Genomic DNA, 25,075 nt, shown 5'->3' with positions numbered 1-25,075 from the left:
CCTTCTGCTAACGAAGGCAGATTGTGTCATTTCCAGCGCTAGCACCCTGGTTAACAAAAACTCCTGCTGAATCAGTGTCCACGGATTATTCTTGCAATCCGCATCCTGAGCGCATTCAGTTTGATAAAACCAGCTGCATCTGCCTGCTGATAGGCTCCCCCATCTTCCTCAAAAGTAGCAATATTAGGATCAAACAGTGAATCCGTACGAGAATCACGCCCGACCACCATTACGTTACCCTTATAGAGTTTGAGCCGGACATGACCATTTACGTGTGACTGGGATTCATTGATCAGGATCTGCAACAGCTCTCTTTCCGGGCTCCACCAATAACCGTTATAGATCAGTGCTGCATAGCGTGGCATCAGATCATCCTTCAAATGGGCGACTTCTCGGTCAAGTGTGATTGATTCAATCGCACGATGGGCGCGCAGCATAATCGTGCCACCCGGAGTTTCATAACAGCCACGTGATTTCATGCCAACATAACGGTTTTCCACCAGATCAAGACGCCCGATGCCATGTTTACCTCCCAGCTGATTAAGCCGGGTCAGTATGGTTGCAGGAGACAGCTTTTCACCGTTCAATGCAATGATATCGCCGCGCTCGTATTCCAGATCCAGATATTCAGGTTCGCTGGGAGCTGCTTCAGGCGAAACTGTCCAGCGCCACATGCTTTCTTCCGGTTCTGCAGCAGGATCTTCCAGCAAACGCCCTTCATAAGAAATATGGAGCAGATTGGCATCCATGCTGTAAGGCGACCCCTGCTTCTTTTTCATTTCAATCGGGATACCCCGCTGCTCGGCATACGCCAGCAGTTTTTCACGTGAGGTCAAATTCCACTCGCGCCAGGGTGCAATGACATGAATATCCGGTTGCAATGCATAGTAACCGAGCTCAAAACGCACTTGGTCATTTCCTTTCCCGGTAGCGCCGTGCGAGACAGCATCGGCATCCGTTTGCCGCGCTATTTCAATCTGACGTTTGGCAATCAGCGGCCGGGCAATACTGGTCCCAAGCAGATATTCCCCTTCATAAACCGCGTTGGCGCGGAACATGGGAAAAACATAGTTACGCACGAATTCTTCACGCAGATCCTCAATGAAGATTTCCTTGACGCCAAGCTGTTGAGCCTTGGCGCGTGCCGGCTCAATTTCCTCGCCCTGGCCAATATCAGCTGTAAAAGTAACCACCTCACACTGGTAGGCATCCTGCAGCCACTTCAAAATGACCGAGGTATCCAGACCTCCCGAAAATGCGAGCACTACTTTCCTGATTTTATTCATGTCTCTTCACAATCAAAAATTTCCAGATAATCAGAAATTATCTGACACTAATCCTGCCCAGCAGCAAGTATTCCATCAATGCTTTCTGTGTATGCAGCCGGTTCTCGGCTTCATCCCATACCACTGACTGGGGGCCATCAATGACTGCTGCATCCACTTCTTCACCGCGGTGTGCCGGCAGACAATGCATGAACAAAGCATCTTTTCCGGCACCGGCCATCATCTCGACATCCACCCGGAATTCTGCAAAATCATTTTTACGCGCATCCACCTCATCCTCGAAGCCCATGCTGGTCCATACATCAGTCGTGACCAGATCGGCATCCTTTACTGCATCATGCGGGGAGGCAAACTGTTCGTAATGATCCGTGCCATACAGACCCGCCCGCTCCGGCTCCACTTCATAACCCGGTGGTGTGGAAACATGCACGTTGAAATCAAAAATCTCCGCAGCCTGTAGCCAGGTGTTGCATACATTGTTGGAATCACCAATCCAGGCGACAGTTTTGCCCGCAATCCCTCCGCGATGCTCCATAAAAGTAAAGATATCTGCCAGAATCTGGCAGGGATGGTATTCATCGGTCAAACCATTAATCACCGGCACCCGCGAATTTTCTGCAAAACGCTCAATAATCTGATGCTCATGCGTACGGATGGTAATGATATCAACCATTCTTGAAACAACTCTGGCCGCATCCTCCACCGGCTCACCACGCCCCAGCTGAGTATCACGTGTTGAAAGATAAATAGCACTGCCACCTAACTGGTGCATCCCTGCTTCAAATGAAAGACGTGTACGCGTCGAGTGTTTTTCAAAAATCATGGCGAGCGTACGATCGGCTAGCGGCCAATAGCGACGATATTGCTTGAATTCATTCTTGATCCAGCGTGTCCGCTCGAACAGGTATTCATATTCCTGTCGGTCAAAATCCTTAAACTGTAAAAAATGCCTAATCTGCATAAAATGATTTCTATCAACAAAATATCTGGGAATTTTCGCATTTCCGCCTCTCTGTCAGGCAGATAAGGCAAAAACTCTTGAGTCCAGGAAAAATAAAGATGGAGCGATCATGTGGAAGAAGAAAAAGCACTACGGACGATGCTCCCGTCTCAGATAACAACCGAATGGCTCAACCTTTATTGCAACTTCTCCCGATTTTCAAGAAACCAGGCAATGAGCGCAGATACCTCAGCCACCACCTGCTCTGCCTCCGTCCTGTGCATATTCAATGCCGGCAGCAGCCGCACCACCTTCTCGGATGTTACATTGATCAGCAACCGACGCTTCAATGCTTCAGGCACAAGTTCACCACAGGGTATCGGCAGCTCGATCCCAATCATCATTCCCTGCCCGCGAATTTTCAGTACATCCTGCCAGGCGTGTAATTTCTGCTTGAATTCTTCCCGCATGAAATTACCGATAGCCACAGCATTTGCCATCAGTCCTTCCCGTTCGATAATGTCAAGCGTAACCAGCGCGGCCCTGCACGCAAGCGGGTTCCCGCCAAAAGTGGAGGCATGATTGCCCGGTTTGAATACCTCCGCAGCTTTTCCACCCGCCAGACAGGCACCAATCGGCAAGCCAGATCCCAATCCTTTTGCCAAGGTCATAACATCCGGGACGATATTACTGTGCTGAAAGGCAAACCACTTACCTGTCCGTCCAAGACCACACTGCACCTCATCAAGCATCAGCAACCAGCCGTTTTGATCGCAGATCCTGCGCAACCCTTGTAGATAGTTCGCCTGTGGGAAATTGACTCCACCTTCTCCCTGATAGGTTTCCAGCAAGATGGCCACGATTTCCCTGTTATCCGCTGCAACCTTGCTTACTGCCCCCAGATCATCATAGGGCACACGCACGAAACCCGTCAGTAACGGCTCAAAGCCCGCCTGAGTTTTGCGGTTACCCGTGGCAGTCAATGTTGCCATGGTCCGGCCATGGAACGAGTGTTCCATCACGATAATTGTCGGCAGATCGATTCCCCGGTCATGGCCGTAAAGTCTCGCCAGTTTGATAGCGGCCTCATTCGACTCTGCTCCCGAATTACAGAAAAAAGCTTTCTCCAGACCAGACAGACTGGTCAATCTGTCTGCCAGGCGTTCCTGATTCTGAATATAGTAGAGATTAGAAGTATGTACTAATATAGCGGCCTGTTCACACAACGCTTTCGTCAGCGCAGGATGGCAGTGCCCGACCCCGCAGACCGCAATTCCTGATAGTGCATCAAGATAGCGATTACCTTGATCATCCCACAGCCAAACACCCTCTCCCTTAACAAAGGTAACAGGAAGCCGCGCATAAGTATTCATTACATGAGACACGGAAAGCACACCTTATTTTTCTTGTTCTAAAACAACACGGCGGCTTTGTGCCGCCACTCCGGGGAATCAATTTCCCTTCTGGGAACCGATTAATATCATTTATTTATCAGGCCATTGCAAGCAGTTTTCTGCCGGATATTCTAACTCTAACTGGATCGACTATTCATCCTGTCAGATCATTTCTTTTGCCAGGAACCGTTCTCCAACTGATACCACCAATCCGGCCTGGCCCATTTTACCCAACGCTGGGCAAATGTAGACCGGATACTGTCTTCCCATTCAGTGTGGTTATTAGCCAGTGCTATTTCCCGATACAAGGCATTACGATCCTGATTTTCGGCAGCAACAAGTGCGTTGATCGACTGTCGCCCTGACAATGGCACGGCGTTGGCATCACGCAACACAATCAGCCCGTCGCGGGTCAAGCCTACTGCGCCACTGTCATAAAACGGAATCAATTGACTATGACGCTGCTTCATATCCTGTTTCAACCGGGTCACAGCCGGTGAACTGGCGTTAAAATCCACCGCACTTGCAAAGCTGATACACAGAAAAAAAACCAGTGATACCAGCATCATGTACTGGATTAACTGTCTGCACACTAAATTTACACCTTCAAAAAACCCTTTACAGCCTGGTTTTATCGGATTTATTATCAATCTTGTTATTGTGGGTGTCATTATTCGATTTTTCTCCGGATTGATCTCTGTTACCGGCCCCATCATTAGTCTGCCACACTTCATCGATAATCTTGTCAGCTACTTTTTCCGCAGCCGCAGCCGGAAAGTAAATATTAATGGTTACACAAGCTGTCATAACAAAGCCGACAGCTATCAGCAGAATTAGATTGGAATTGTGATTTATCATCATCCTTAATGAATAACCGGGTTGCCACTTTCGATGGCATGCCTCAAACGCTTGAGCAGCTCAAGCCAGTCCACCTCCGAATTATAGCCGGTAATCGTAATTGCAGGTATGCCACTGCCTTTGACCAGCACGTACCCCTTATCATCCCGAGAAGCTGATTTGATACCGCTCATGTAGCAAATGTGTCCACGCAGCTTACAATTCCAGCCAATTTCAGCGTAGCGAAATTGTTCAAACATCCCAAGAAAACTTTTCTGGATGGCTGTCACCGTAGATTCACCGCCCAATGCGACAAGATTCTTGATTGCTGCCTGACTGATCCGGCGTTTGTAATCCCCCACACTGCTGGCAAGTTTTGCATCAAACTTTACTGGCTCCCAGTTCATCAGCTCAAGATCATGTACCGCTACATCGATGCGTCCCTGTATATTCCCGAATGAATAGGCGCGTGTCAGCAGATCAAGGTCAATGTGATACATATCCACATCCGCCATCAAATGAGGCGTCAAACCGAGAGGGTGGGTCAGCACCAGATTCCGGGCCACCGCCACACCATCGAACACACCGGAAACAAACTCGCCCTCCATTGTTATCGTTGAATTGGCATAGCTCATTTTGGGTATGGTACCCGACAATGTTCCAAACATAGGTTGAACCTGCAGAGACTCCGTCAGTTTCTCCATCGAAATTGGGGAAAGCCGTCCATTGAACTGCCACTGCCAGTCGGACGTCTGTAAAGAAGCTGCAAGATTTTCTATCTCTAACGCCCCATCCAATATTGGTACTTCTGCATGAGGAATGCTGAACCGCATTCCGTTTGTCCTGATCGGAACATGCGCTGCGCCCAAAGGGATTCCCAATATCCGGGCCTTGCCGAACTGGATTGATCCATCCAGAACCTGGTCGCGATCCAATGGCACATGGGCGCTCAACCCTTCAACTGCAAACCGCTCACGCGTATCAGTCAGCGATACATCCTGCAAATCGACGATCAGTGACTTGTGTGCACTATCCTGGTAATGCCAGGTAATATTTGCCTGGCCAGCAGCCTCTGTTTTAGCCAGTGCCGTATCCGCAACCAGTGGCCGGATAATGCTGCCAAACAGAGTGGATAATTCCAGGCCCTCGGATGACAATCTGGCCTGTCGCAATGTTCGGTCCGGAATACTGGCAACAGCAGAGAAACCGGCTTTACCCACCCCTACCAGACTAAGCTCGCCGCGAGATATGCTGATATGCTCATCCTGTACTGTCCCTTCAGCAGTTAATGCGTGCCCACCTCCGGAAAAATAAAACGGTTGCCAGAAAACTTCTCCGTCCGGCCAGACAACCTTGCCTCGCCATTGCCAGATATCCCGTTTTTGCCATACGTCCAGATCAAGCAGCAGATCGATCCGTTCACCTGCATGCAGCCCGCTCGAATCACTGAAAGATAGCTGATTGACATCCAATCGTGCGGACAATGCTGATATCGAGGTTTCATTTCCGCTCAGGCGAATACTTCCATTGATTTTTGCCTGATGTATCTGTAGTGGATCTTTTTTCTGGGGCAGCAGATCAGCTAAAAATCTCCCTTCTCCATTCACTATCTTCAATACCCCTTGCCATTTTTCCAGCCGCCAGTCGATCATCAATTGCCATTTCTCTACCGGATTTTTTGCTGGCAGCGGATAAAATTCAAGCATAAACCGTTTGTGCTGCAAAGAAAGCTGGAAAGTTACCGCTGAAGACAATCTACCAATCCGTAATATCCCTGCTTCACAGTCGATTGATTCACGATTGATACGAATTTGATCACATCTCAGACGAATATCACGCCATTTTCGATCACCCGCAAGCAGTTCATCCAGATTGATCTCAAGTACAGGGGACGGGATTCCAGTCAGTTTGATGCTGGCTGAATGAATCTTAAAGGCAGCATGCCGAATATTTTCCAGCACAAAATTAAAATAGGGGACAGTGGCATCTGCCACAGAACAACCTGCAAAAATCAGAAAAAACAGCCAAAGATGTATAACAGACCTGCAAATACAAACTGGAAAGCTGACACGATAAAACCAGAGCCAACCCGGCTTCATATTCTTCAGGAAGGGAAAATTCCGGTCGACAGATAGCGATCTCCACGGTCACATACAATAAAAACAATCATCGCATTTTCCACCTGGGCAGAAAGCTTGAGTGCTGCTGCCAGCGCACCTCCGGAAGAAATGCCTGCGAACACTCCTTCTTCGCATGCCAGACGACGCACCATGTCTTCAGCCTCCTGTTGAGATACCAGCAGAATGCGATCAACACGTTCCGGCTGGTAAATTCTGGGCAGATAAGCTTCCGGCCATTTACGGATTCCGGGAATCTGGGCACCTTCCTCAGGTTGTACACCGATGATCTCCACCTTCTGCTTTTGTTCCTGGAAATAGCGAGCACACCCCATGATTGTACCGGTTGTTCCCATACTGCTTACAAAATGAGTCACTTTCCCCGCAGTATCCTGCCAGATCTCAGGTGCTGTCCCCTCATAATGTGCCAGTGGATTATCCGGATTGGAAAACTGATCGAGAATGATGCCTTGTCCGGTATTGCACAGTTGTTCGGCAGTATCCCTGGCCAGTTCCATCCCTCCTTCCCTGGGAGTCAAAATAATTTTGGCACCGTATGCTGCCATTACTTGGCGACGCTCCAGACTTTGAGTTTCCGGCATAACCAGAATCATGCGATACCCCAGGATTGCTGCCGCCATGGCCAGTGCAATTCCGGTATTACCGCTGGTTGCCTCAATCAGCGTATCTCCCGGCTGAATATCTCCGCGTTGCTGTGCACGCATAATCATGGAGTAGGCGGGCCGATCCTTGACTGAACCCGCCGGATTATTCCCTTCCAGCTTCGCCAGAATAATATTGCTGGTTGCCCCCGGAATACGTTTGAGCTGAACCAGAGGAGTATGTCCGATAAAATTTTCGATGGTTTTATGCATGACCAGATATACGCTGCCACAAATAAAAACAGGATTATCTCATACACATAAATGAACCCCTTGTGAATTCCTTTCACAAGGGGTTCAGTCAGTCCCTGAAAAGGATAACGTGTAGCGCCGTCTTGTTATAAGCTTTCAAGCAATTTTTGCGCTTCATCCCTCTGCGAGAAAGGTTTATCGCCACTCAATAATTTTTCCAGCTCCTGCCGTGCTTCAGTCTTGTTGCCGGATTTGTATAACCCGACCGCGTAGTGGTAGCGGATTTCAGCTGCTTCCGGAACAGCTGTGACTGCTTTCTGCAACAATGAAGTCCCCCGCTCGGCTTCCCCCTTCTCTACCAGAATCCAGCCGAATGTATCCAGAATAGCCGGGCTGTCAGGCGCCTGCTTATATGCTTTCTCTGCATACTCAAGCGCAGCTGGATCTTTTTTCTGCTGGTATATCCAGGCGAGATTGTTCAGCGTTGCAGCATGATCAGGGTGATGCTTCAGAACGATCTGATATTCCTTGATGGCGGAGTCATACTTCTTTCCGACCAGATAAGTACCAGCAAGATACATGCGCGTAGCCGCATCGGTTGGATTTTCTTTCAGCCATTGGTTAATCTGCTGGTCAGCCTGCTTTTCTTTTCCACTCTGACTCAAAGCTGTATGTAGTTTGATCAATAATTGACTGTTTTTTTGTCTGGTCAACGCTTTTTCATAAGCTGTTGTGGCAGCAGCAGCATTTTTCTGCCTGATCTGCAGGTCACCTTCCAGCTCGAATCCAACCGGTAGTTTCTCATGCTGTTTTTGTATATCCCGTGCAATATTGAGCGCATCTTCCACGCGATTGGCCGTAACCGCCAATTGTGCCTGCATCAGTTTGGCTTCCCAGAAATCCGGTTTAATGGCCAATGCTTTTTTCAGAGAATTAGCAGCATCTTTGCTATTCTGCATGGAGACATATACTTGTGCCAACTGCAGCTGGGCAGGCGCTGAATCTGGTAATCTGGCAGCGAGTTTTTCGAAATTCTCCAAGGCAGCCTCTTTATCACCATCTGCCAGATAAGAACGCGCAAGAAGCTCAACCACACTCAAGTTATTGGGATGAGCACCCTGCAGTTTCTTGGCCAGATTCAGTGATTTTTTCGGATCATTCATCGCCAGATAATGTGCCCCTAATTGCAAAGCAGGCTGCAATTCACCTGGATTCTCCCGACTGGCTTTCTCCAACCATTGCGTTGCTTCTTCCTTATTTCCCTTTGAAAGAGCAATACCTGCCAGCGCACTCATTGCCTGCACGTTCTTTTTATCCTGCTTCAGCACTTCTTCAAAACGCTGCTGTGCCGTTTCGGGATGTTTTTCCTGCAAATCGATTCTGGCTAGATTGGAAATAGCCGGGAAATAATCCGGCTGAATGGATAGTGCTTTGTTGAAGCTCGCACGCGCCTTGACCAGATCCTTTTTGCCCAGATAGACACCTCCTTCCAAGTTGTACAGCAACGGATTATCAGATTGCTCGGCAAGCTGTAATTTGATTGCTTCCAGTGCCTTATCAAATTCACGCAATTGCAGATGAGTCAGAACAAGCATGACACCTGCCCTGCCGGATTTATCATCCAGCTGGGTGGCATGTTCCAGATCAGCAATCGCACTTTTATTTTCTCCCTGCCCCATTTTGCTCATGGCCATCGCGGTATACAACGCAGCGTTATCCGGTGACAATTCACCCGCCTTCTCAAAATACTCCGTGGCTTTCGTAAAATTCCGCGCCCGCATATAGGCCTCACCTGCCAGCGCAAACAATTGCGGATCCTGTTGTACCGACTGCAATGCCGGAGTCAAAGTAGTAATCGCTTGCTTTGCCTGGTTGTTCTTCAGCTGAATGGATGCCATCAGCTTGATGGCATACAGATTGTTCGGAGTTGCTTTCAGATATTGTTCAACATATTGCTGAGCTTGCGGAAGCGATCCCAGTGCAAACTGAGTCGCGCCTGCAAGTAATACGCTGGGCAAGTGGCTTGGTGCTGAACTCAACACCTGTTGCAATGTTTCCAGAGCAGCCGCATGTTTACCCTGGCTGAAATCAAGTAATGCCTGGGTGTACGCAGCAGGCAAACTGCCAGGAGCAATTTTGTGAACGGCGTTCAGATCTGCCTGGGCAGCCTCAAATTTTTTGGTACTGATTGCTACAGTTGCTCGGTTGATATACGCAGCTACGGATTCCGGATTCAGTTTTATAGCTTTATCATAATCCGCCAACGCTTCATCAATCTTGTTCTGGGCGCGCAATAAGTCTCCTCTGAACAAGACCGCATCGCTGTCTTCTGGATTCAGCTTCACTGCTTCTTCTGAAAAATTCATTGCAGATTCAATATCGTTCCGGGCAAGCGAGCACCTGGCCATCCCCATTAATGCACCTGCAAATCCGGGCCTATCCTGTAAAGCCTGCTCAAACAGCGCTCTGGCTTCTTCGATCTTACCCAGCGCCAATGCAGCATTGCCACGCAGAGTAAGCAGCTCAGCAAAATCTCCTTCTTCGGATAATTTATCGGTTTCATCCAGTACTTGCTGGAATTTCCCCATTCCCAGCCATGCCTGGCTCAGCCCGGGTAACACCTTAACTGGATCCATACCGAGATCCAGTGCTTTACTTAATTCTTTTTCTGCCGACTGGACATTTCCTTCTTTGTTATAGAGCGTCCCCAACAAATAACGAATTTCAGGATTGCTCGGATTTTGTTGCAGAGCATTCTTCAGCTGAATAATAGCCGCCTTGTTGTCACCCTGTTGCTGATATTGCCTGGCCTCGGCTACCAGAGCTTGCGCATCCATGGGCTTCCCACAGGCTGAAAGTACCAGGAGAACGGCGATAACGGGAGCAAGAATTGCCGTCGATTTCATCCGGATGATCCTTTTAGCTGAATCGCTCATACCTACCTCTTTTGGTAATTAAGTTAATACAAATTCATAAAATACTATCTGAAATAAAATTCAGATTGGCAGTTTATAATTCAACCATCATCAACGGGATGTTATAACACAGCCAATTTACAGGTAACTTTGTGAAATCAGCTGGAATTGTATGTTTTAACGCTGTAATGATCAGCCAGCGTTCCCAAGAAACAACATATGATTAATCTCTGAACACCGGATTAGAAGGAAACAACTGCGAATATAAGTCCCCGCGGCTGATTGTTTGCCAATTTATCCAGCCGTTTACGTTTTTAATAAAAAACGTAGAAAAAGCAGTGAAATATTATAGCGATCTGAGATCTCCTGAGAAATACAGCGATTCGCTGGATTTCTCGGCCAGAACAGACTTGTCTAATACCAGACCAATCACTCCAGCCTGAATTCTTTTGGATATTGCTTTCTTACTACCACTTCTTCTACCAGTTAAGGCTATAGTCTCTTAACGGGTGGTCCGGATCTATTGAACCACATTAACTACTCGTGGCTGTTGTCACCCGCGTACTGTAACCCTTGCAGGTAATTCAGCTGGCTAGGCTTGTTGCTAGTCAGGAAAAGGTAACAATAACGCTATTTTTTCTGGGGAATCGTCCCAAGCACCCGCTCAGGATATTTGAGCAACTTATCAACCTACTCAGTCCGACCGGTATGAACCGCATTGCCATCCTTGCTCGCCTGCCTGCGGCACGGACAGGTAAAGCGGCACACCGAAGCAATCCAGCATTCCATTTCCATCCGGCTGTGAATGGTGGATGTATTCATGAAATGGAATTACGCATGCGTTTCAGCCAAACCACTGTTAGCAGGGCAAAGCTGTGATTGTTTCTAAAAACTATTCCGAACCGGCAATATGCATATCAGGAACCAGTATCGGCTTTGAAGAGCCAGAAACAATTATAGCATTCGCTGTCCGGATAGCAGCTTCCCGATCAGAAAACGGCCCCACAAATATTTTGTGTAACCCCTCTGTTTGATTGATATGAGTTTGTTGGGTAATTGAGGGAAAATCGGATCTTAATTGTGTCAGATAAGACCGGGCGTTATGGGCAGAGCCAAACGCAGCAAGCTGTAAATAAAATTTACCTGCGTTGTTATCGGATCCTCTCTCCGGATTCATATCCGGCTGTGACTGTGTGGCCGCAGGATAGGAGCCGCTGAAACGATCCGGAGTAATACTCTCGACTTCTACCCGACCGCGACCATTTGCCAGGATACCGAGTTTATAGGCTGCAACATAGGACAGATCAATCAGACGGCTTCCCAGAAAAGGACCTCTGTCATTGATACGAACAACTACCGAGCGTCCATTCTGCAGATTTGTAACACGAGCATAACTGGGTATTGGCAAGGTGGGATGGGCAGCCGTCATGGAATACATATCATAAACATCGCCCGAGGCTGTACGTTGACCATGGTAACGCTTGCCATACCAGGAAGCCTGGCCGCGCTCTTTATAAGGTTTAAGTGCAGCCATAGGTGTATAGGTTTTGCCAAGAGCAACATAAGGGCGCATTGTTGCCGTTTTCAAAGACTCAGCCCGAGGAACTGCATCGGGAACGGAATCAAGATTGGCTGGGGGATTTGCTTCCGGCCCATCGTCAAGATAATAACCTCCTCCCCTACTGCCCGCAGTGGATACATTCTTTGCGTGCATTTGCGCGGATGACTGTCCTGTCCGGGGCGTATTGCTACAAGCCGAGATCACAAATAATATGACCGCAGCAAAAAAAACAAATAACGTGCTTCTGCCCGGAACATCAAAATGGAAATAAGAATTCGATTTCATATTTTTAGGTCTTCACAAGTTTTGGATGCGTATGAATACTCATCAAAATTCCGAACCCCAACAGTATGGTAACCATAGAAGTACCTCCATAACTGATGAGTGGAAGCGGTATACCGACAACGGGCAAGATGCCACTGACCATACTCATATTGACAAACACATAAGTAAAAAAAGTCAAGGTGATCGACCCTGCAACCAGTCGCGCAAATCGTGTTGGTGCGCTGGCTGTAATAACCAGGCAGCGTCCGATGACGATCAAATAAAGTGATAATAACAAACTGTTGCCAATCAACCCGAATTCTTCCGAGAATACCGAAAAAATAAAATCCGTACTGGGTTCGGGCAGAAAATCAAGCTGAGACTGGGTACCTTTCAGCCACCCCTTTCCTGAGATTCCTCCGGATCCAATGGCAATACTGGATTGTATTGTGTGGTATCCGGCACCTAGCGCATCTTGTGAAGGATCGAACATGGTCATAATTCGCTTGCGCTGGTAATCATGCATGCCAAAAGACCAGAGCAAAGGCAGACTAACAGCCACTGTAATGACCAGACCCATCATAATACGCCATGGCAAGCCTGCCAGAAAAATAACATAAAACCCGCTGATCAGAATCAGCAAAGCGGTTCCAAGATCGGGCTGGCGCATGATAAACACAACCGGCAACAGCAAAATAAGCACAGCAACACCATAATCCCGCCAGCGCAGGGTAATGTGCGCCTTATCAAAAAACCACGATATCATGAGAGGAACCGCAATTTTCAGCAGTTCTGAAGGCTGGATATGAACAATACCCAGATTTAACCAGCGACGGGCGCCATTCTGAACCTCGCCAAATAACGCTACAGCAATCAGCAAGACGATACCCAGCACATACAGCGGAAAGACCATGCGCACCATGCTCTGCAAAGGAACGTTAGCAATCACCCACATCACCACACATGCAACAGCTATGTTGATGAGCTGACTGATTACCCTGGTCGAGTTTCCTCCGGTAGCGCTGTACAGTACGATCACTCCAGTCAGGATGAGCAAAAAAATCCCGGCAAGCAGAAAATTATCAATATAGCGCGTAAAATAGTGCCATGCCTTTTTGATATCCAGAGGAATCATTTCGTAATCAGGATCCTGAAACTCATGCTACCCTGCTTGCTCAGCAGGTTCCGGCATCGTTCCCAGAAAAAAATAATCTAGTACTTTACGCGCAATCGGGGCAGCAGTCGATCCACCTGAGCCTCCATTCTCGATCAGCACTGTCAGCACGATCCTGGGATTTTCCACAGGCGCAAAAGCTGTAAATAACGCATGATCGCGATGCCGTTCGTCAATTTTACTGGCATTGTAACGTTCACCCTGCTTGATATTGATTACCTGGGAAGTACCGGTTTTTCCGGCAAAGGTATAAGCAGCATTGGCGCCGGCACGGGATGCCGTGCCACCAGGACGGGTAACATCCGTTAACGCTTGCTTGACGTAATCCAGATATTCCTGCTTCAAATTCAGCCTGTAAATTTCCTCTACAAAATCATCTTTGACAAAATTCCTGTAATGATCCACCTGCTGCTTAATGAAATGCGGCCTGTAGGCATTGCCGTCGTTGGCCAGCAGCATCATCGCAAAAGTCAACTGGAGCGGAGTCGATAAATTAAACCCCTGTCCGATACCCACCGAAATAGTATCCCCCGGCAGCCAGTTTTGATTAAATCGTCTCTTTTTCCATTCTGGAGAAGGCAACAATCCGGCGGCTTCTCCCGGGATATCTATCCCGGTTTCCTTGCCAAAACCAAATTGCCCGATGAAAGCATGAATATTGGTAATACCCAGATCATGCGCAAGCATGTAATAGTAAGTGTCACATGAAACAACCAGAGATTTGTGCAAATTGACCCAACCATGCCCTCCCGGCTTCCAGTCGCGGAAACGATGTGAGCTTCCGGGCAGACTAAAGAAACCGGGGTCATTAAATGCATAACGCAGTGAGCGCTTGCCCAACTCTAATCCAGCCAGTGCCATAAATGGCTTGAAGGTGGAGCCGGGAGGGTATATGCCCCGTAAAGCACGATTATTCAAGGGTCTGTCGATGGATTCATTCAACAGACGCCAGTTAAGATGGTCAATGCCATCCACAAACAGATTGGGATCAAAACCCGGCTTACTGACAAAAGCCAGAACTTCTCCATTAGAAGGATCCAGCGCAACCAGAGCACCGCGATAATCTCCAAAAGCCTGTACGGCTGCCTGTTGCAGGCCGATGTCGAGAGAAAGTGTAAGATCGTTTCCAGCAATCGGTGCCACACGGGACAAAGTACGGACAGGGCGGCCAACGGCATCGGTTTCGACTTGCTCAAAACCAGTCTGCCCATGCAGTACACTTTCGTAGCTTTTTTCAATACCAGTGCGTCCAATATGCGTGGAACCATAGTAATTCTTGAGCCGTTTATCCGCTTCAAGCTGTTCCAGATCTTTGTCACTGATGCGCCCGATGTAGCCCAGTACATGGGAAACCAGTTCTCCTTTCGGGTAATGCCTGAGCGGGTGCGCCTTGATATCCATCCCAGGGAAACGATACTGGTTTTCCGCAAAACGAGCCACCTCAAAATCTGTCAGACGGGAACGGATAGGCAGGCTTTTGAATCTGGTATTTTCACGTTTTAACTTGCTGAAGCGTCTCCGGTCTTCAGCTGTAATCTCAATGATGGTTGCCAGTTCATCGAGAGCTGCATCCAGATTCTTAACCTGATCGGGAATTATTTCCAAGGTATAGGCCGTATAATTCTGGGCCAGAATTTCCCCATTACGATCAAATATAAGCCCTCGATTAGGGGTCAGCGGCTGGATGAAAATGCGATTTGCTTCTGCAAGGGTTGTATAGTGCTCTTCCTGCAATATCTGCAAATAAAAAAAACGACTAAATAACAAACCAAATAAAATCACGATTGCAATCGCGCAGATAGCCAGCCTGATACGAAAAGATCGAATCTCCCGTGTATGATCACGCAGCTCTACGGTATCGTTCATTCTGAATCCGACAGTTGAATACACCCGTCAGTGCCGCTATCGCGGTGCCAGACAAGATGCGATGAAACCGCGCACTCCTTGTGCGCAAACACTACATAGCGTCGCAAGAACGATTCTGACGGGTGCATAGCGTGCTCGCCCAATGGGCAGCGCACCCGATCGAAGTGGTGCAGGTCAGTGTTCACGTAAGCTTTGAGACGATCGGAAGCGCAACTGCCGGGTTCAGATTCATACTTCATCGCGATCAATTCGCTGTCTACGAAAGTTTCCCAGCAGAAAAACCAGCAAGGGCCAGCATAATGCTCCGGTTACACTGGCCAGAAAAATATACCATTCGGGAATATACGTTCCCGCCAGGATCCCGGTCAGAAACACGGCTGTCTGCCCGAGCAGGAGTATCCATAAGATTGCAGGAACTTGCTGGAAAGCATTGAACAGCCGCAAACGCCGATGCAAAATCAGGGCAAAAAATGTGATCAGACAATATGCAATGGCATGCTGCCCCATAATACTAATATCAATGACATCCATGAACAGGCCGCTTATGAAAGCAGCACTCATGCCGACTTGCTGTGGCTGATAGATATTCCAGTACAGTAATGTCAGCGCAACAAAATCCGGACGCAGAACCAGTATCACGTTATCAAACGGCACCAGATTGATTAAGAGTGCCGTTATCAAACTGATGTAAACTAATGATCTTTTTGCAGGAAGCGAAAATTCCCGAGTTTCGTAATCATAATGCCTGATTCTGGATTTTTCGTTTTGTCTGGGGTGCATGGAGTTCGGAATTATCTGATATTTCCGGAACAGGCAGTGGCAAACCCGTCAGGATAAGAACCTGTCTGTGCCGATCCACACCTGCTACAGGAGTACATATAATACGTGCAAATTTATGTGAGCGATCATATTCAATATATGTCACCCGCCCTACTGGCAATCCGGGCGGATAGACACCGCCAATTCCCGAAGTGATCAGCAGATCACCTTCCCGGATATCCGTACTGATAGATAAAAAACGCAACTCCAGTTCGCCGTTTCTACCTGTACCCGAAATCACCGTTCGCAAGCTGTTACGCTCAATTTGTACAGGAACCAAGTGGTTTTTATCCGTGATCAAAGTAATTTCCGCCGTCCACGGATAAATCCGTGTCACCTGACCGATCACACCAAGATCATCAATCACAATCTGTCCAGCTTTGACACCACTTGATCTCCCTCTGCCTACCGTTATTTTGCGGCTAAAAGGATCATGCGGCACATAAAGTATTTCCGCCAGAACAGTTTGAATTTCGGTTTGTTCGGCGGCTCCAAGCAATGCACGCAGACGCTCATTTTCGTTAACCAAGGCCTGTAACCGGAAAAAATCATACCGGCTATTCAAGTATTCATGCCTGAGATGATCAATTTCCTCAATAAGCTTAAAGTCCGAAATATATCGCTCTACCCTTTCCTGCAGGGAAAAAGGCAGATATGCCAGTTTTTGTAACGGAAAAATGACCATTGCGATGACGTGCCGCACTTCGGAAAGCATGCTGGAACGAGTATCCGCGATCATTATAAAAACAGACAGTAATACAAAAAAGAACATCCGTGTCAGGGGGCTTGAACCTGGTTTGAAAAATTGTGGAGCAGTCTGCATGGCGCCTCTCAGTATTCCCGTATTCCAAATTCATAGACTGGAGCACACACCACTCGTTCAGAATACTGACAACAGCCCGGAAACTTGAATAAATGACATAACACAGCAGTATACCAAAGCACCCGGACGGACTTTGTATCCAAGTGCCATTTGAGAAACCGTTCAGGATTCTGTTGAAGGTGTATTGAGACGTTAAAATCGAACTCAAAATGCCATCAAAAAAAGATGTGATAAGTACGCTCTGCTTGCTGTTCGTTCAATTTCACCTTGCATTGCCCTCCTTGATGAAACAGGTCCCGGGCGTCGTGTAAATTCGACGAAGGTTGATCAAACAGATCCTGGAAATCCGACGTATCCCTGCGTTACACAATATCTTCCTGCACAATGGAAGAAGGTGAAAGAAAACAAATAAATCAATAATCCCTGGCAAAAATCCCAACTGAATGATCGATGTTGTCCAAGGCCATTCCTGCACCCCGCACCACACAAGTTAGCGGATCATCCGCGATAACCACCGACAGCCCCGTCTCTTCCATAATCAGACGATCTATATCCCGCAACAGCGCGCCACCACCCGTCATCACCATACCCATTTCCGCAATATCGGAACCGAGTTCCGGAGGTGTTTGCTCCAGAGCGGTTTTAATTGCACTGACGATACTGTTCAGTGGCTCCGCCAGAGCTTCCAGAATCTCATTACTGGAAATCGTAAAACTGCGGGGAATACCTTCAGCCAGATTTCGTCCCTTGACTTCTATTTCCCGGACTTCCGAGCCTGGATAAGCAGATCCGATTTCTGATTTGATAATTTCGGCTGTAACTTCACCAATCATAATTCCATAATTACGGCGAATGTAATTGATAATCGCCTCATCGAACCTGTCACCCCCGACGCGTACAGAATTGGAATACACAACCCCCCCCAGTGAAATCACAGCAACCTCCGTCGTTCCACCGCCAATATCAACCACCATGCAACCAGTTGGCGTTTCAACCGGCAAATCAGCCCCAAGCGCTGCCGCCATGGGTTCTTCAATCAATTCGACCCTGCGTGCCCCTGCTCCGTAAGCCGCTTCACGAATCGCACGTCGCTCCACCTGGGTTGAACCACAGGGCACTGAAATAACAATACGAGGATTTGCCGAAAACAAACGGGGAGGATGAGCTTTACGGATAAATTGTTTGAGCATCTGCTCAGTGACTGTAAAATCTGCAATCACACCATCTTTCATCGGTCGGATTGCCGTAATATTTCCCGGAGTACGGCCCAACATCTGTTTTGCCGCCTGTCCTACCTGCTGAATCATACGCTTGCCACCCGGACCTCCCTCGTGGCGTATGGCAACTACCGAAGGCTCATTCAATACAATGCCATGACCGCGCACATAAATCAGTGTATTAGCAGTCCCGAGGTCAACAGCCATATCCGTCGAAAAGTAGCTGCCTAGAAAATTATTGCTCAGAAAGTTAAACATAATGACGATATTCCAGTATGACAGATCCGGTATGTTGTATGTGCTGCAGGCATTTCGTTAATTCACTCCTGGAACAAACCGCGGACGTATAAAAATATGCGTTTAGCAGGTGTGCATGATACTCTATTACACGTTTTGGTTTAAATAGAAAGCTACAAAAAAATGACACTATCACTGAGCGATATCAAGCGCATTGCAAAGCTGGCCCATATCGAGATCAACGAGGCAGACGCCCAGCAGAGTCTGATCCAGTTATCCGGAATATTCAACCTGATCGAGCAGATGCAAGCAGTTGATACACAGGGAGTCAAACCGATGAGCCATTCCCGGGATATGGTACAAAGACTGCGCGAGGATATTGTCACTGAATCCGATCAGCGTATGCGGTTTCAATCAATCGCGCCTCAGGTTGAAGACGGGTACTATCTGGTTCCCAAGGTAATCGAATAACACCGACAACAAAAACCGGATTTCTGCTTGTCAACTTCCAAAATATTCCAATGCACCGACAGACCATGTTAAATGCCAGTCTCAGGCAACTCTCTTCATTGCTTTCAGCAAAAAAAATATCCAGTACAGAACTCACTGCAGAATTTCTAACCCGGATCAAGACGCTCAATGCCGATTTGAATGCCTTTATTACCGTGGATGAAGAAAAAAGCATGAATCAGGCCAGAACTGCTGACGAGATGATCGCTCAGGGACGATCCACACCACTCACAGGAATACCTATCGCCCAAAAAGATATTTTCTGCGCTGACGGGTGGCTGACAACCTGTGGATCGAAAATACTTTCAAATTTTATTTCACCTTATGATGCCACCGTGGTGAAACAGTTTGATCAGGCAGGCATGGTCAATCTGGGCAAAACCAACATGGATGAATTTGCCATGGGTTCCAGTAACGAAACTTCCTATTATGGGCCAGTGAAAAATCCTTGGGACAGGCTGGCTGTCCCGGGCGGCAGCTCAGGTGGTTCAGCCTGCGCGGTCGCTGCCAGACTGGCCCCGGCGGCAACCGGCACCGATACGGGCGGCTCCATTCGCCAGCCGGCGGCATTATGTGGAGTCAGTGGAATCAAACCCACTTATGGACTGGTTTCCCGATACGGCATGATCGCATTTGCTTCCAGCCTTGACCAGGCTGGACCAATGGCCAAATCCGCAGAAGATCTTGCTCTGCTGTTGAACATCATGGTCGGATTTGATGAACGGGATTCAACCAGCCTGCAACGGGAAAAAGAAGACTACACGCGAGATCTGGAGAAATCAGTGAGCGGCCTGCGTATCGGCTTACCCAAAGAGTTTTTTGCGGAGGGCATGAGCAGTGATGTTTCCAGTGCAGTAGAAGCAGCCCTGGCAGAATACCGCAAACTGGGCGCCACATTTGTCGAGGTATCCCTGCCAAACAGCAAACTCGCCGTCCCGGTCTATTACGTACTCGCACCAGCCGAAGCATCCAGCAATCTATCGCGCTTTGATGGAATACGATATGGCTATCGCACCGCGCAATATGCCAATCTGGAAGATTTATATATAAAAACACGCGCGGAAGGATTTGGCGATGAAGTCAAGCGTCGCATTCTTATTGGCACATACGTGTTATCTCATGGCTATTACGATGCCTATTATCTTCAAGCCCAAAAATTACGCCGTCTGATTGCCGAGGATTTTACAAAAGCTTTCACACAGTGCGATCTGATCATGGGGCCAACTTCACCCACTGTAGCCTTTAATATTGGTGAAAGATGCAATGATCCAATCCAGATGTATCTGTCTGATATCTACACCAGCGCGGCCAGCCTCGCAGGATTGCCGGGCATGTCAATACCTGTTGGATTTGGCAGTGATAAACGGCCGATAGGGCTCCATATCATTGGAAACTACTTCAGGGAAGCACAAATGCTGAATATCGCCCATTGCTATCAACAGGCGACAAACTGGCATGAGCTTGCGCCACCGGAAACCAACTGCTAAAAAGACTCAGGCCACCACTTTCTGGCTAACATCAAGCAATTAAAAGAAAAGGATTACCCGATCATGCAATGGGAAACTGTCATCGGCCTTGAGATACATGTACAGCTATCGACCCGATCCAAGATTTTCTCTGGCGCATCAGTTGCGTATGGCGCCCCACCAAACTCACAAGCTTGCGCAGTGGATATCGCTCTGCCCGGCGTACTGCCGGTACTCAATCGAAAAGCGGTTGAGTACGCCATTCGTTTTGGTATGGCAATTGGCGCAACTATCAATTCACCTGCGATTTTCGCCCGAAAAAACTATTTCTATCCTGATTTACCCAAAGGCTATCAAATCAGCCAACTGGAACATCCGATCGTTGCAGGTGGGCGTATCATCATACGAACCGAAGATCAAGAAAAAATCATACACCTGACACGCGCCCATCTGGAAGAAGATGCCGGCAAGTCTACACACGAAGGATTTCATGACAAGACAGGGATTGATCTGAATCGCGCAGGAACCGGTTTACTGGAAATCGTCTCGGAGCCGGAAATGTGCAGCAGCGCCGAGGCTGTGGCCTATGCCAGAACACTTCACTCACTGGTTCGCTGGATTGGCATTTGCGACGGCAATATGCAGGAAGGATCCTTCCGGTGTGATGCCAACGTTTCCGTGCGACCCGCTGGTTCAAATGTGCTGGGAACACGCTGTGAAATCAAAAACCTCAACTCATTCCGCTTTCTTGAAAAAGCAATCGACTACGAGGTCACCAGGCAGATTGATACTCTGGAAAATGGTGGCAGCATAATCCAGCAAACGCGATTATATGACGCAGATCGGGACGAAACCCGCTCCATGCGCAGCAAGGAAGATGCACATGATTATCGCTATTTTCCAGATCCCGATCTGTTGCCAGTTATTATTTCCGGGGAATGGATAGAGCAGATCCGGTCGGAACTGCCAGAACTACCGGAAGGTCGGCGTAATCGCTATATCCAGGATCTCAGCCTGTCCCCCTATGATGCCAATATACTGACTGCAACACGCGAACTGGCCGACTACTTTGAACAAACAGTCCAGCTTCTCCCGGAGCAAGGCAAGCTTTGTGCTAATTGGATTATGGGTGAAGTCAGCGGACGCCTGAACAAGGAAGGGCTCGAAATCGATCAGTGCCCGGTCAACCCCAAACAGCTGGCAGAATTACTACTGCGAATTACGGACGGCACTGTATCAGGAAAAATAGCCAAGGATGTGTTCGATAGCATGTGGCAGGGCAACGGCGACAGTGCAGATGCAATCATTGATGCAAAAAATCTCAGACAAATTTCGGATGACAGTGAAATTGAAAAATGGGTTGACGAGGTACTTGCAGCAAATCAGCAACAGGTTGCCGATTATCGTGCTGGAAAAGAAAAAGCATTCAATTTTTTGGTCGGCCAGATCATGAGAATGTCAAAAGGCAAAGCCAATCCTGCTCAAGTCAATGTATTGCTTAAAAAACGCCTCGCGGTATAAAACTCATTTAGGAAATTGGCTATAAAGAAATTGCGAAACATGCCAACATAATGCTCACAGGTACTCTCAAAACAAAAATTCAGGCTCGATAATAACCTCTGGAAGAATTCCAAATCGAACCTGAACTTCGTGTGTAAATTCTGTTACTGATATTTATTTTTTCAGGGCATCGCATCCATCAATAAATTTCTGCCGCTCGGCTTCATTGTTTTTGTAAAAATCCAGTGCTCTTTCCATGCCTCTGCCCGCACAGTTTTCAGGAGATACTTCAGGAGCGGCATTACCACAACCAGCTAAAGTGACGCCAAGACCAAGAATACAGATGATGTAATATGTAAATTTCATTAAAGGTTCCCTCTATAAAAATCCGTTAAAACCTGGCGTATACGTCACAGCTTTTTCTTGCTAAACCTTCCTGCCAACTATGCAATATCCCACATCAGACATTCCAGTTGTTAACGTCTGCAACCGCCAAATGCTCGCAGCCAGCGACCGCAAGTTGAATCATTTTACCTGAGTTCTCACGGCTTAAAACAGTTTCCCTTCTTTTCCCAAAAAACACCCACATCATAGCAATTGAAAAAAACACGCCAATTACAGCAACCCCGTAAACCGCTGCTGGACGCATATGGGTGTATCCAATCAACAATTTCCAAAATAATGGATTAAATATTTATTCAGCATCCAGGCCGGAATCAGCTGATTATACAAACGGGACCCGCAGGCCCCGTTTGATGTTCATCTTATTGCGCAGACACGTTGATTTTCTTGGGTTGAAGCGCTTCCCGTTTGGGAATGGTGACAACCAACACCCCGTCTTTGGTCACTGCCGTAATAGCACTCAGATCAGCTGTATCAGGAAGACTGAAACGACGGTAAAAAGAACCATGCGTCCGCTCCACCCGTCTATATCCTTCCTTCTCTGTTCTTGCTTCAGTCTGCTTCTCACCTTTGATGGTAAGTACTCCGTTATCCGTAGTGACTTCTATCGCATCAGGTTTTACGCCAGGCAAATCAGCATGCAAAACAAACTTATCTCCCTCCTCCTTGATATCAACAGCAGGTGCCCATTCAGCGATAGCAGAAGCACCTTCCGTCGCCATATCATCACGCGCCCGCTCCAGTTCCCGTTGCAATTGAGTCAGTAATCCCCACGGCTCATAGCGTGTAATTGCCATAATAACCTCCATACCAAGTCAAAAATATTCACCCAAACAAGGCGCCACTGAATACCATGACACCCACCAAATCATCCATCCGAATACTTTCAATCATTCTGAAACAACGGCCTGGATAGTTTTTCCTGTTTCAGGACACCTCTAAAAATATGGTTGCACGGAATAAAATATAAGGTACATGGAGCTCAACACTGTGATTCACCCGGAAAACCCGTTTCTTCAGAAGTACTCCTAATGAAATACAGATACTAATATAAGTATGTCTTCCACATTTTCAAGCCATACTCTTATTCAGTTTACGCGCAGACTGCTGAATCTGTAAATCGCAGCTGAGCGTTTATCCGCCTCTGGAAACAGATTAAAAATGTAGCACGAAGAAGATGTGGCGTAGCGATCAAGATATATCAGACAGACAAGTCAGTACCATATAGTGCCAGGTGAGCTCCACTGCAATCTTGCAACCGTCGGTCTGGATTCTAATCATTGGTGTTATGCGTCAACAGCTGCACGATGTCACTATGTCCTCGTTTCCTTGCCCAGCCCAGCGCGGTACCATCCGCTTCATTTCTGATTGAAGCATCTGCACCCTGTTTCAGTAGCAGATCAACAGTTTCGTAGTGATTACCACGTGCCGCCATCATCAATGCTGTCGTACCGTTATCCGTCACAGCATTAATTCTCGCACCATAATCCAGCAAAAACTCAACGATCTGCTTGTAACCTTTACTGGCCGCATAAATCAGCGGGTTCCATCCATCGTGATCGATTTTAGCGCCCTTTGCATATAGCTGCTTGATCAAATCCAGCTGTCCGTAATAACACGCCAGCATGGTAGCTGTTTCACCATATTTGTTTTGCAGATTGGGACTCGCACCAGCTTCCAACAGCAACCTGCCCATTTCCGGATTTTTGTTACGAGCAGCTAGCATTAAGGCTGTTTCACCGTGCAGATCACGCACATCCGGGTTTGCACCTGCTTCCAGCAGATTCTTAATACGATGGGTTTTATTGTTTTCCACCGCCGATATCAAATCTTCATCTACACCGGCATTTGCTGGCGAATACAGGCACAGGCAGATGACACAAAACAGGGTAATGATTGCCGTAATATGCCATTGTTTCCAAAAATACTGGTTCATCTCAGGCCACCTTGAACAAATTGAAGAAGTTGTTGGTCGTTGCTTTTGCAATTTCAGCAAGATCCGTTTCACGCAACCGGGCGATCTCCTCGGCAACATGCCGGACAAACGCAGGTTGATTGGTCTCGCCCCGATGGGGGACGGGCGCAAGGTAAGGAGAATCTGTCTCAATCAGCATCCTGTCGGCAGGCACCTTCTTTGCCACCTCTTTAATGATTGCTGCATTCTTGAATGTCACAATCCCGGAGAACGAGATGTAGAAATTCAGATCAAGCGCGCGCCGGGCAATTTCCCAAGATTCCGTAAAGCAGTGCATCACACCTCCGACTTTGTCCGCACCCTCTTCTTTCATGATCCGCAACGTATCTTCCGCTGCTGAGCGGGTGTGAATGATTAGCGGTTTACCACATTGCCTGGCTGCACGGATATGCCGCCGGAATCGTTCGCGCTGCCATTCAAGATCCCCTTTCAGGCGAAAATAATCCAGACCGGTTTCCCCCAACGCAACTACTTTTGCGTGGTTCGTCAGCTCCAGCAATTGCTCAACCTCAGGCTCTGCCGTATTTTCATAATCAGGATGCACCCCTACCGAGGCAAAGAGATTCGGGTGCGATTCAGCCAGTGCACGTACGCGCGGAAAGTTTTCCAGATTGACACCAACACATAATGCATGGGTAACCTGGTTGGTCTGCATATTCTCCAGTAACGCATCCAGCTTACCAGCAAGATCAGGAAAATCGAGGTGGCAATGAGAATCAATAAACATAATATTTATGCAATATTTTGATTTTATGTGTGAGCAATCCGACTAAAGAACCTCTGAGAAACGTTAGCAAGACAGTTAACCCAAGGTAAAAGTCGGCGAAGAAAACAGAGTTTATAGGTATAAATGAGCATTTTGATGTTGACTGTTAACGCGGAAATAACGGCGTAGACAGATCTCGAAGGCTCCTTAAA

The 25,075-nt window shown here is 47.7% G+C and carries 24 protein-coding genes; 4 read left to right on the top strand and 20 right to left on the bottom strand.

All coding sequences use genetic code 11. The features are described 5' to 3' along the window. Positions 1-71: 71 nt before the first annotated feature. From ABO04_RS07270 to prsT, 8 genes are all read right to left on the bottom strand, one after another. Positions 72-1,286, bottom strand: coding sequence for an argininosuccinate synthase (locus ABO04_RS07270; RefSeq protein WP_160810018.1), 1,215 nt, complete (start codon positions 1,284-1,286; stop codon positions 72-74). Between the two features lie 37 nt (positions 1,287-1,323). Then, positions 1,324-2,247, bottom strand: a complete 924-nt coding sequence (gene argF / locus ABO04_RS07265; protein ID WP_160810017.1) for an ornithine carbamoyltransferase — start codon at positions 2,245-2,247, stop codon at positions 1,324-1,326. A gap of 176 nt (positions 2,248-2,423) precedes the next feature. Further along, on the bottom strand, positions 2,424-3,611 hold the full coding sequence (locus tag ABO04_RS07260) for an aspartate aminotransferase family protein (RefSeq protein ID WP_160810016.1): 1,188 nt from the start codon (positions 3,609-3,611) through the stop codon (positions 2,424-2,426). Positions 3,612-3,787: 176 nt separating this feature from the next. After that, positions 3,788-4,213 (bottom strand): YdbL family protein, encoded by a 426-nt coding sequence (locus ABO04_RS07255; protein ID WP_160810015.1) that lies wholly within the window; start codon positions 4,211-4,213, stop codon positions 3,788-3,790. A 25-nt stretch (positions 4,214-4,238) separates the two neighbouring features. After that, positions 4,239-4,478 carry a hypothetical protein gene (locus ABO04_RS07250; protein ID WP_160810289.1) on the bottom strand — a complete coding sequence of 80 codons (240 nt, stop codon included), beginning with the start codon at positions 4,476-4,478 and terminating at the stop codon, positions 4,239-4,241. Positions 4,479-4,483: 5 nt separating this feature from the next. After that, positions 4,484-6,451, bottom strand: a complete 1,968-nt coding sequence (locus tag ABO04_RS07245) for a hypothetical protein (protein ID WP_345853139.1) — start codon at positions 6,449-6,451, stop codon at positions 4,484-4,486. 110 nt (positions 6,452-6,561) lie between these two features. Beyond that, positions 6,562-7,449 carry a cysteine synthase CysM gene (gene cysM, locus ABO04_RS07240; RefSeq protein WP_160810013.1) on the bottom strand — a complete coding sequence of 296 codons (888 nt, stop codon included), beginning with the start codon at positions 7,447-7,449 and terminating at the stop codon, positions 6,562-6,564. Between the two features lie 125 nt (positions 7,450-7,574). Further along, positions 7,575-10,334 carry an XrtA/PEP-CTERM system TPR-repeat protein PrsT gene (prsT, locus tag ABO04_RS07235; protein WP_240141467.1) on the bottom strand — a complete coding sequence of 920 codons (2,760 nt, stop codon included), beginning with the start codon at positions 10,332-10,334 and terminating at the stop codon, positions 7,575-7,577. A gap of 582 nt (positions 10,335-10,916) precedes the next feature. On the opposite strand from prsT, the gene ABO04_RS07230 reads away from it, so the two are divergent. Next, positions 10,917-11,222, top strand: coding sequence for a hypothetical protein (locus tag ABO04_RS07230; RefSeq protein WP_160810011.1), 306 nt, complete (start codon positions 10,917-10,919; stop codon positions 11,220-11,222). Positions 11,223-11,235: 13 nt separating this feature from the next. Here the strand turns inward: ABO04_RS07230 and ABO04_RS07225 are convergent, their stop codons facing one another. From ABO04_RS07225 to ABO04_RS07195, 7 genes are all read right to left on the bottom strand, one after another. Continuing rightward, positions 11,236-12,057, bottom strand: a complete 822-nt coding sequence (locus ABO04_RS07225; protein WP_275689226.1) for a septal ring lytic transglycosylase RlpA family protein — start codon at positions 12,055-12,057, stop codon at positions 11,236-11,238. A 136-nt stretch (positions 12,058-12,193) separates the two neighbouring features. Next, positions 12,194-13,303, bottom strand: a complete 1,110-nt coding sequence (gene rodA / locus ABO04_RS07220) for a rod shape-determining protein RodA (RefSeq protein ID WP_160810009.1) — start codon at positions 13,301-13,303, stop codon at positions 12,194-12,196. Between the two features lie 27 nt (positions 13,304-13,330). Beyond that, the gene (gene mrdA / locus ABO04_RS07215; protein ID WP_160810008.1) at positions 13,331-15,208 is read right to left on the bottom strand and encodes a penicillin-binding protein 2; all 1,878 of its coding nucleotides are present in this window, start codon (positions 15,206-15,208) and stop codon (positions 13,331-13,333) included. After that, complete coding sequence (locus ABO04_RS07210; RefSeq protein WP_160810007.1) at positions 15,205-15,447, bottom strand: hypothetical protein; 243 nt, start codon at positions 15,445-15,447, stop codon at positions 15,205-15,207. The genes mrdA and ABO04_RS07210 overlap by 4 nt, the downstream gene beginning before the upstream one ends. Further along, on the bottom strand, positions 15,437-15,988 hold the full coding sequence (mreD, locus tag ABO04_RS07205) for a rod shape-determining protein MreD (protein WP_160810006.1): 552 nt from the start codon (positions 15,986-15,988) through the stop codon (positions 15,437-15,439). Before mreD ends, ABO04_RS07210 begins: the two co-directional genes overlap by 11 nt. Next, positions 15,945-16,850, bottom strand: coding sequence for a rod shape-determining protein MreC (gene mreC / locus ABO04_RS07200; protein ID WP_160810005.1), 906 nt, complete (start codon positions 16,848-16,850; stop codon positions 15,945-15,947). Before mreC ends, mreD begins: the two co-directional genes overlap by 44 nt. A 413-nt stretch (positions 16,851-17,263) precedes the next feature. Next, a complete protein-coding gene (locus ABO04_RS07195; protein WP_160810004.1) occupies positions 17,264-18,325 on the bottom strand; it encodes a rod shape-determining protein in 1,062 nt (353 codons plus the stop codon). Between the two features lie 162 nt (positions 18,326-18,487). Here ABO04_RS07195 and gatC point away from each other — a divergent pair, with 162 nt between their 5' ends. The 3 genes from gatC (at position 18,488) to gatB (ending at position 21,801) form a co-directional block, all read left to right on the top strand. Next, a complete protein-coding gene (gene gatC / locus ABO04_RS07190; protein ID WP_160810003.1) occupies positions 18,488-18,775 on the top strand; it encodes an Asp-tRNA(Asn)/Glu-tRNA(Gln) amidotransferase subunit GatC in 288 nt (95 codons plus the stop codon). Between the two features lie 65 nt (positions 18,776-18,840). Beyond that, positions 18,841-20,301 carry an Asp-tRNA(Asn)/Glu-tRNA(Gln) amidotransferase subunit GatA gene (gatA, locus tag ABO04_RS07185; protein ID WP_160810288.1) on the top strand — a complete coding sequence of 487 codons (1,461 nt, stop codon included), beginning with the start codon at positions 18,841-18,843 and terminating at the stop codon, positions 20,299-20,301. Positions 20,302-20,364: 63 nt separating this feature from the next. Further along, positions 20,365-21,801 (top strand): Asp-tRNA(Asn)/Glu-tRNA(Gln) amidotransferase subunit GatB, encoded by a 1,437-nt coding sequence (gene gatB / locus ABO04_RS07180; RefSeq protein ID WP_160810002.1) that lies wholly within the window; start codon positions 20,365-20,367, stop codon positions 21,799-21,801. Positions 21,802-21,954: 153 nt separating this feature from the next. Here gatB and trbK read toward each other — a convergent pair whose 3' ends face one another. The 5 genes from trbK to ABO04_RS07155 form a co-directional block, all read right to left on the bottom strand. Next, on the bottom strand, positions 21,955-22,146 hold the full coding sequence (trbK, locus tag ABO04_RS07175) for an entry exclusion lipoprotein TrbK (protein WP_160810001.1): 192 nt from the start codon (positions 22,144-22,146) through the stop codon (positions 21,955-21,957). Positions 22,147-22,240: 94 nt separating this feature from the next. Next, positions 22,241-22,429, bottom strand: a complete 189-nt coding sequence (locus ABO04_RS07170; RefSeq protein ID WP_160810000.1) for a hypothetical protein — start codon at positions 22,427-22,429, stop codon at positions 22,241-22,243. Between the two features lie 115 nt (positions 22,430-22,544). Beyond that, positions 22,545-22,979 (bottom strand): Hsp20/alpha crystallin family protein, encoded by a 435-nt coding sequence (locus ABO04_RS07165; protein ID WP_160809999.1) that lies wholly within the window; start codon positions 22,977-22,979, stop codon positions 22,545-22,547. Positions 22,980-23,455: 476 nt separating this feature from the next. After that, positions 23,456-24,118 (bottom strand): ankyrin repeat domain-containing protein, encoded by a 663-nt coding sequence (locus ABO04_RS07160; protein WP_160809998.1) that lies wholly within the window; start codon positions 24,116-24,118, stop codon positions 23,456-23,458. Position 24,119: 1 nt separating this feature from the next. Continuing rightward, positions 24,120-24,884 carry a TatD family hydrolase gene (locus tag ABO04_RS07155; protein WP_160809997.1) on the bottom strand — a complete coding sequence of 255 codons (765 nt, stop codon included), beginning with the start codon at positions 24,882-24,884 and terminating at the stop codon, positions 24,120-24,122. Positions 24,885-25,075: the final 191 nt, after the last annotated feature.

Origin of the sequence: Nitrosomonas sp. HPC101, from assembly GCF_009833125.1 — a bacterium.
GTDB lineage: Bacteria > Pseudomonadota > Gammaproteobacteria > Burkholderiales > Nitrosomonadaceae > Nitrosomonas.
Note: the sequence above shows the minus strand (reverse complement) of the source record. Positions and strands in the feature narration are given on the sequence as shown.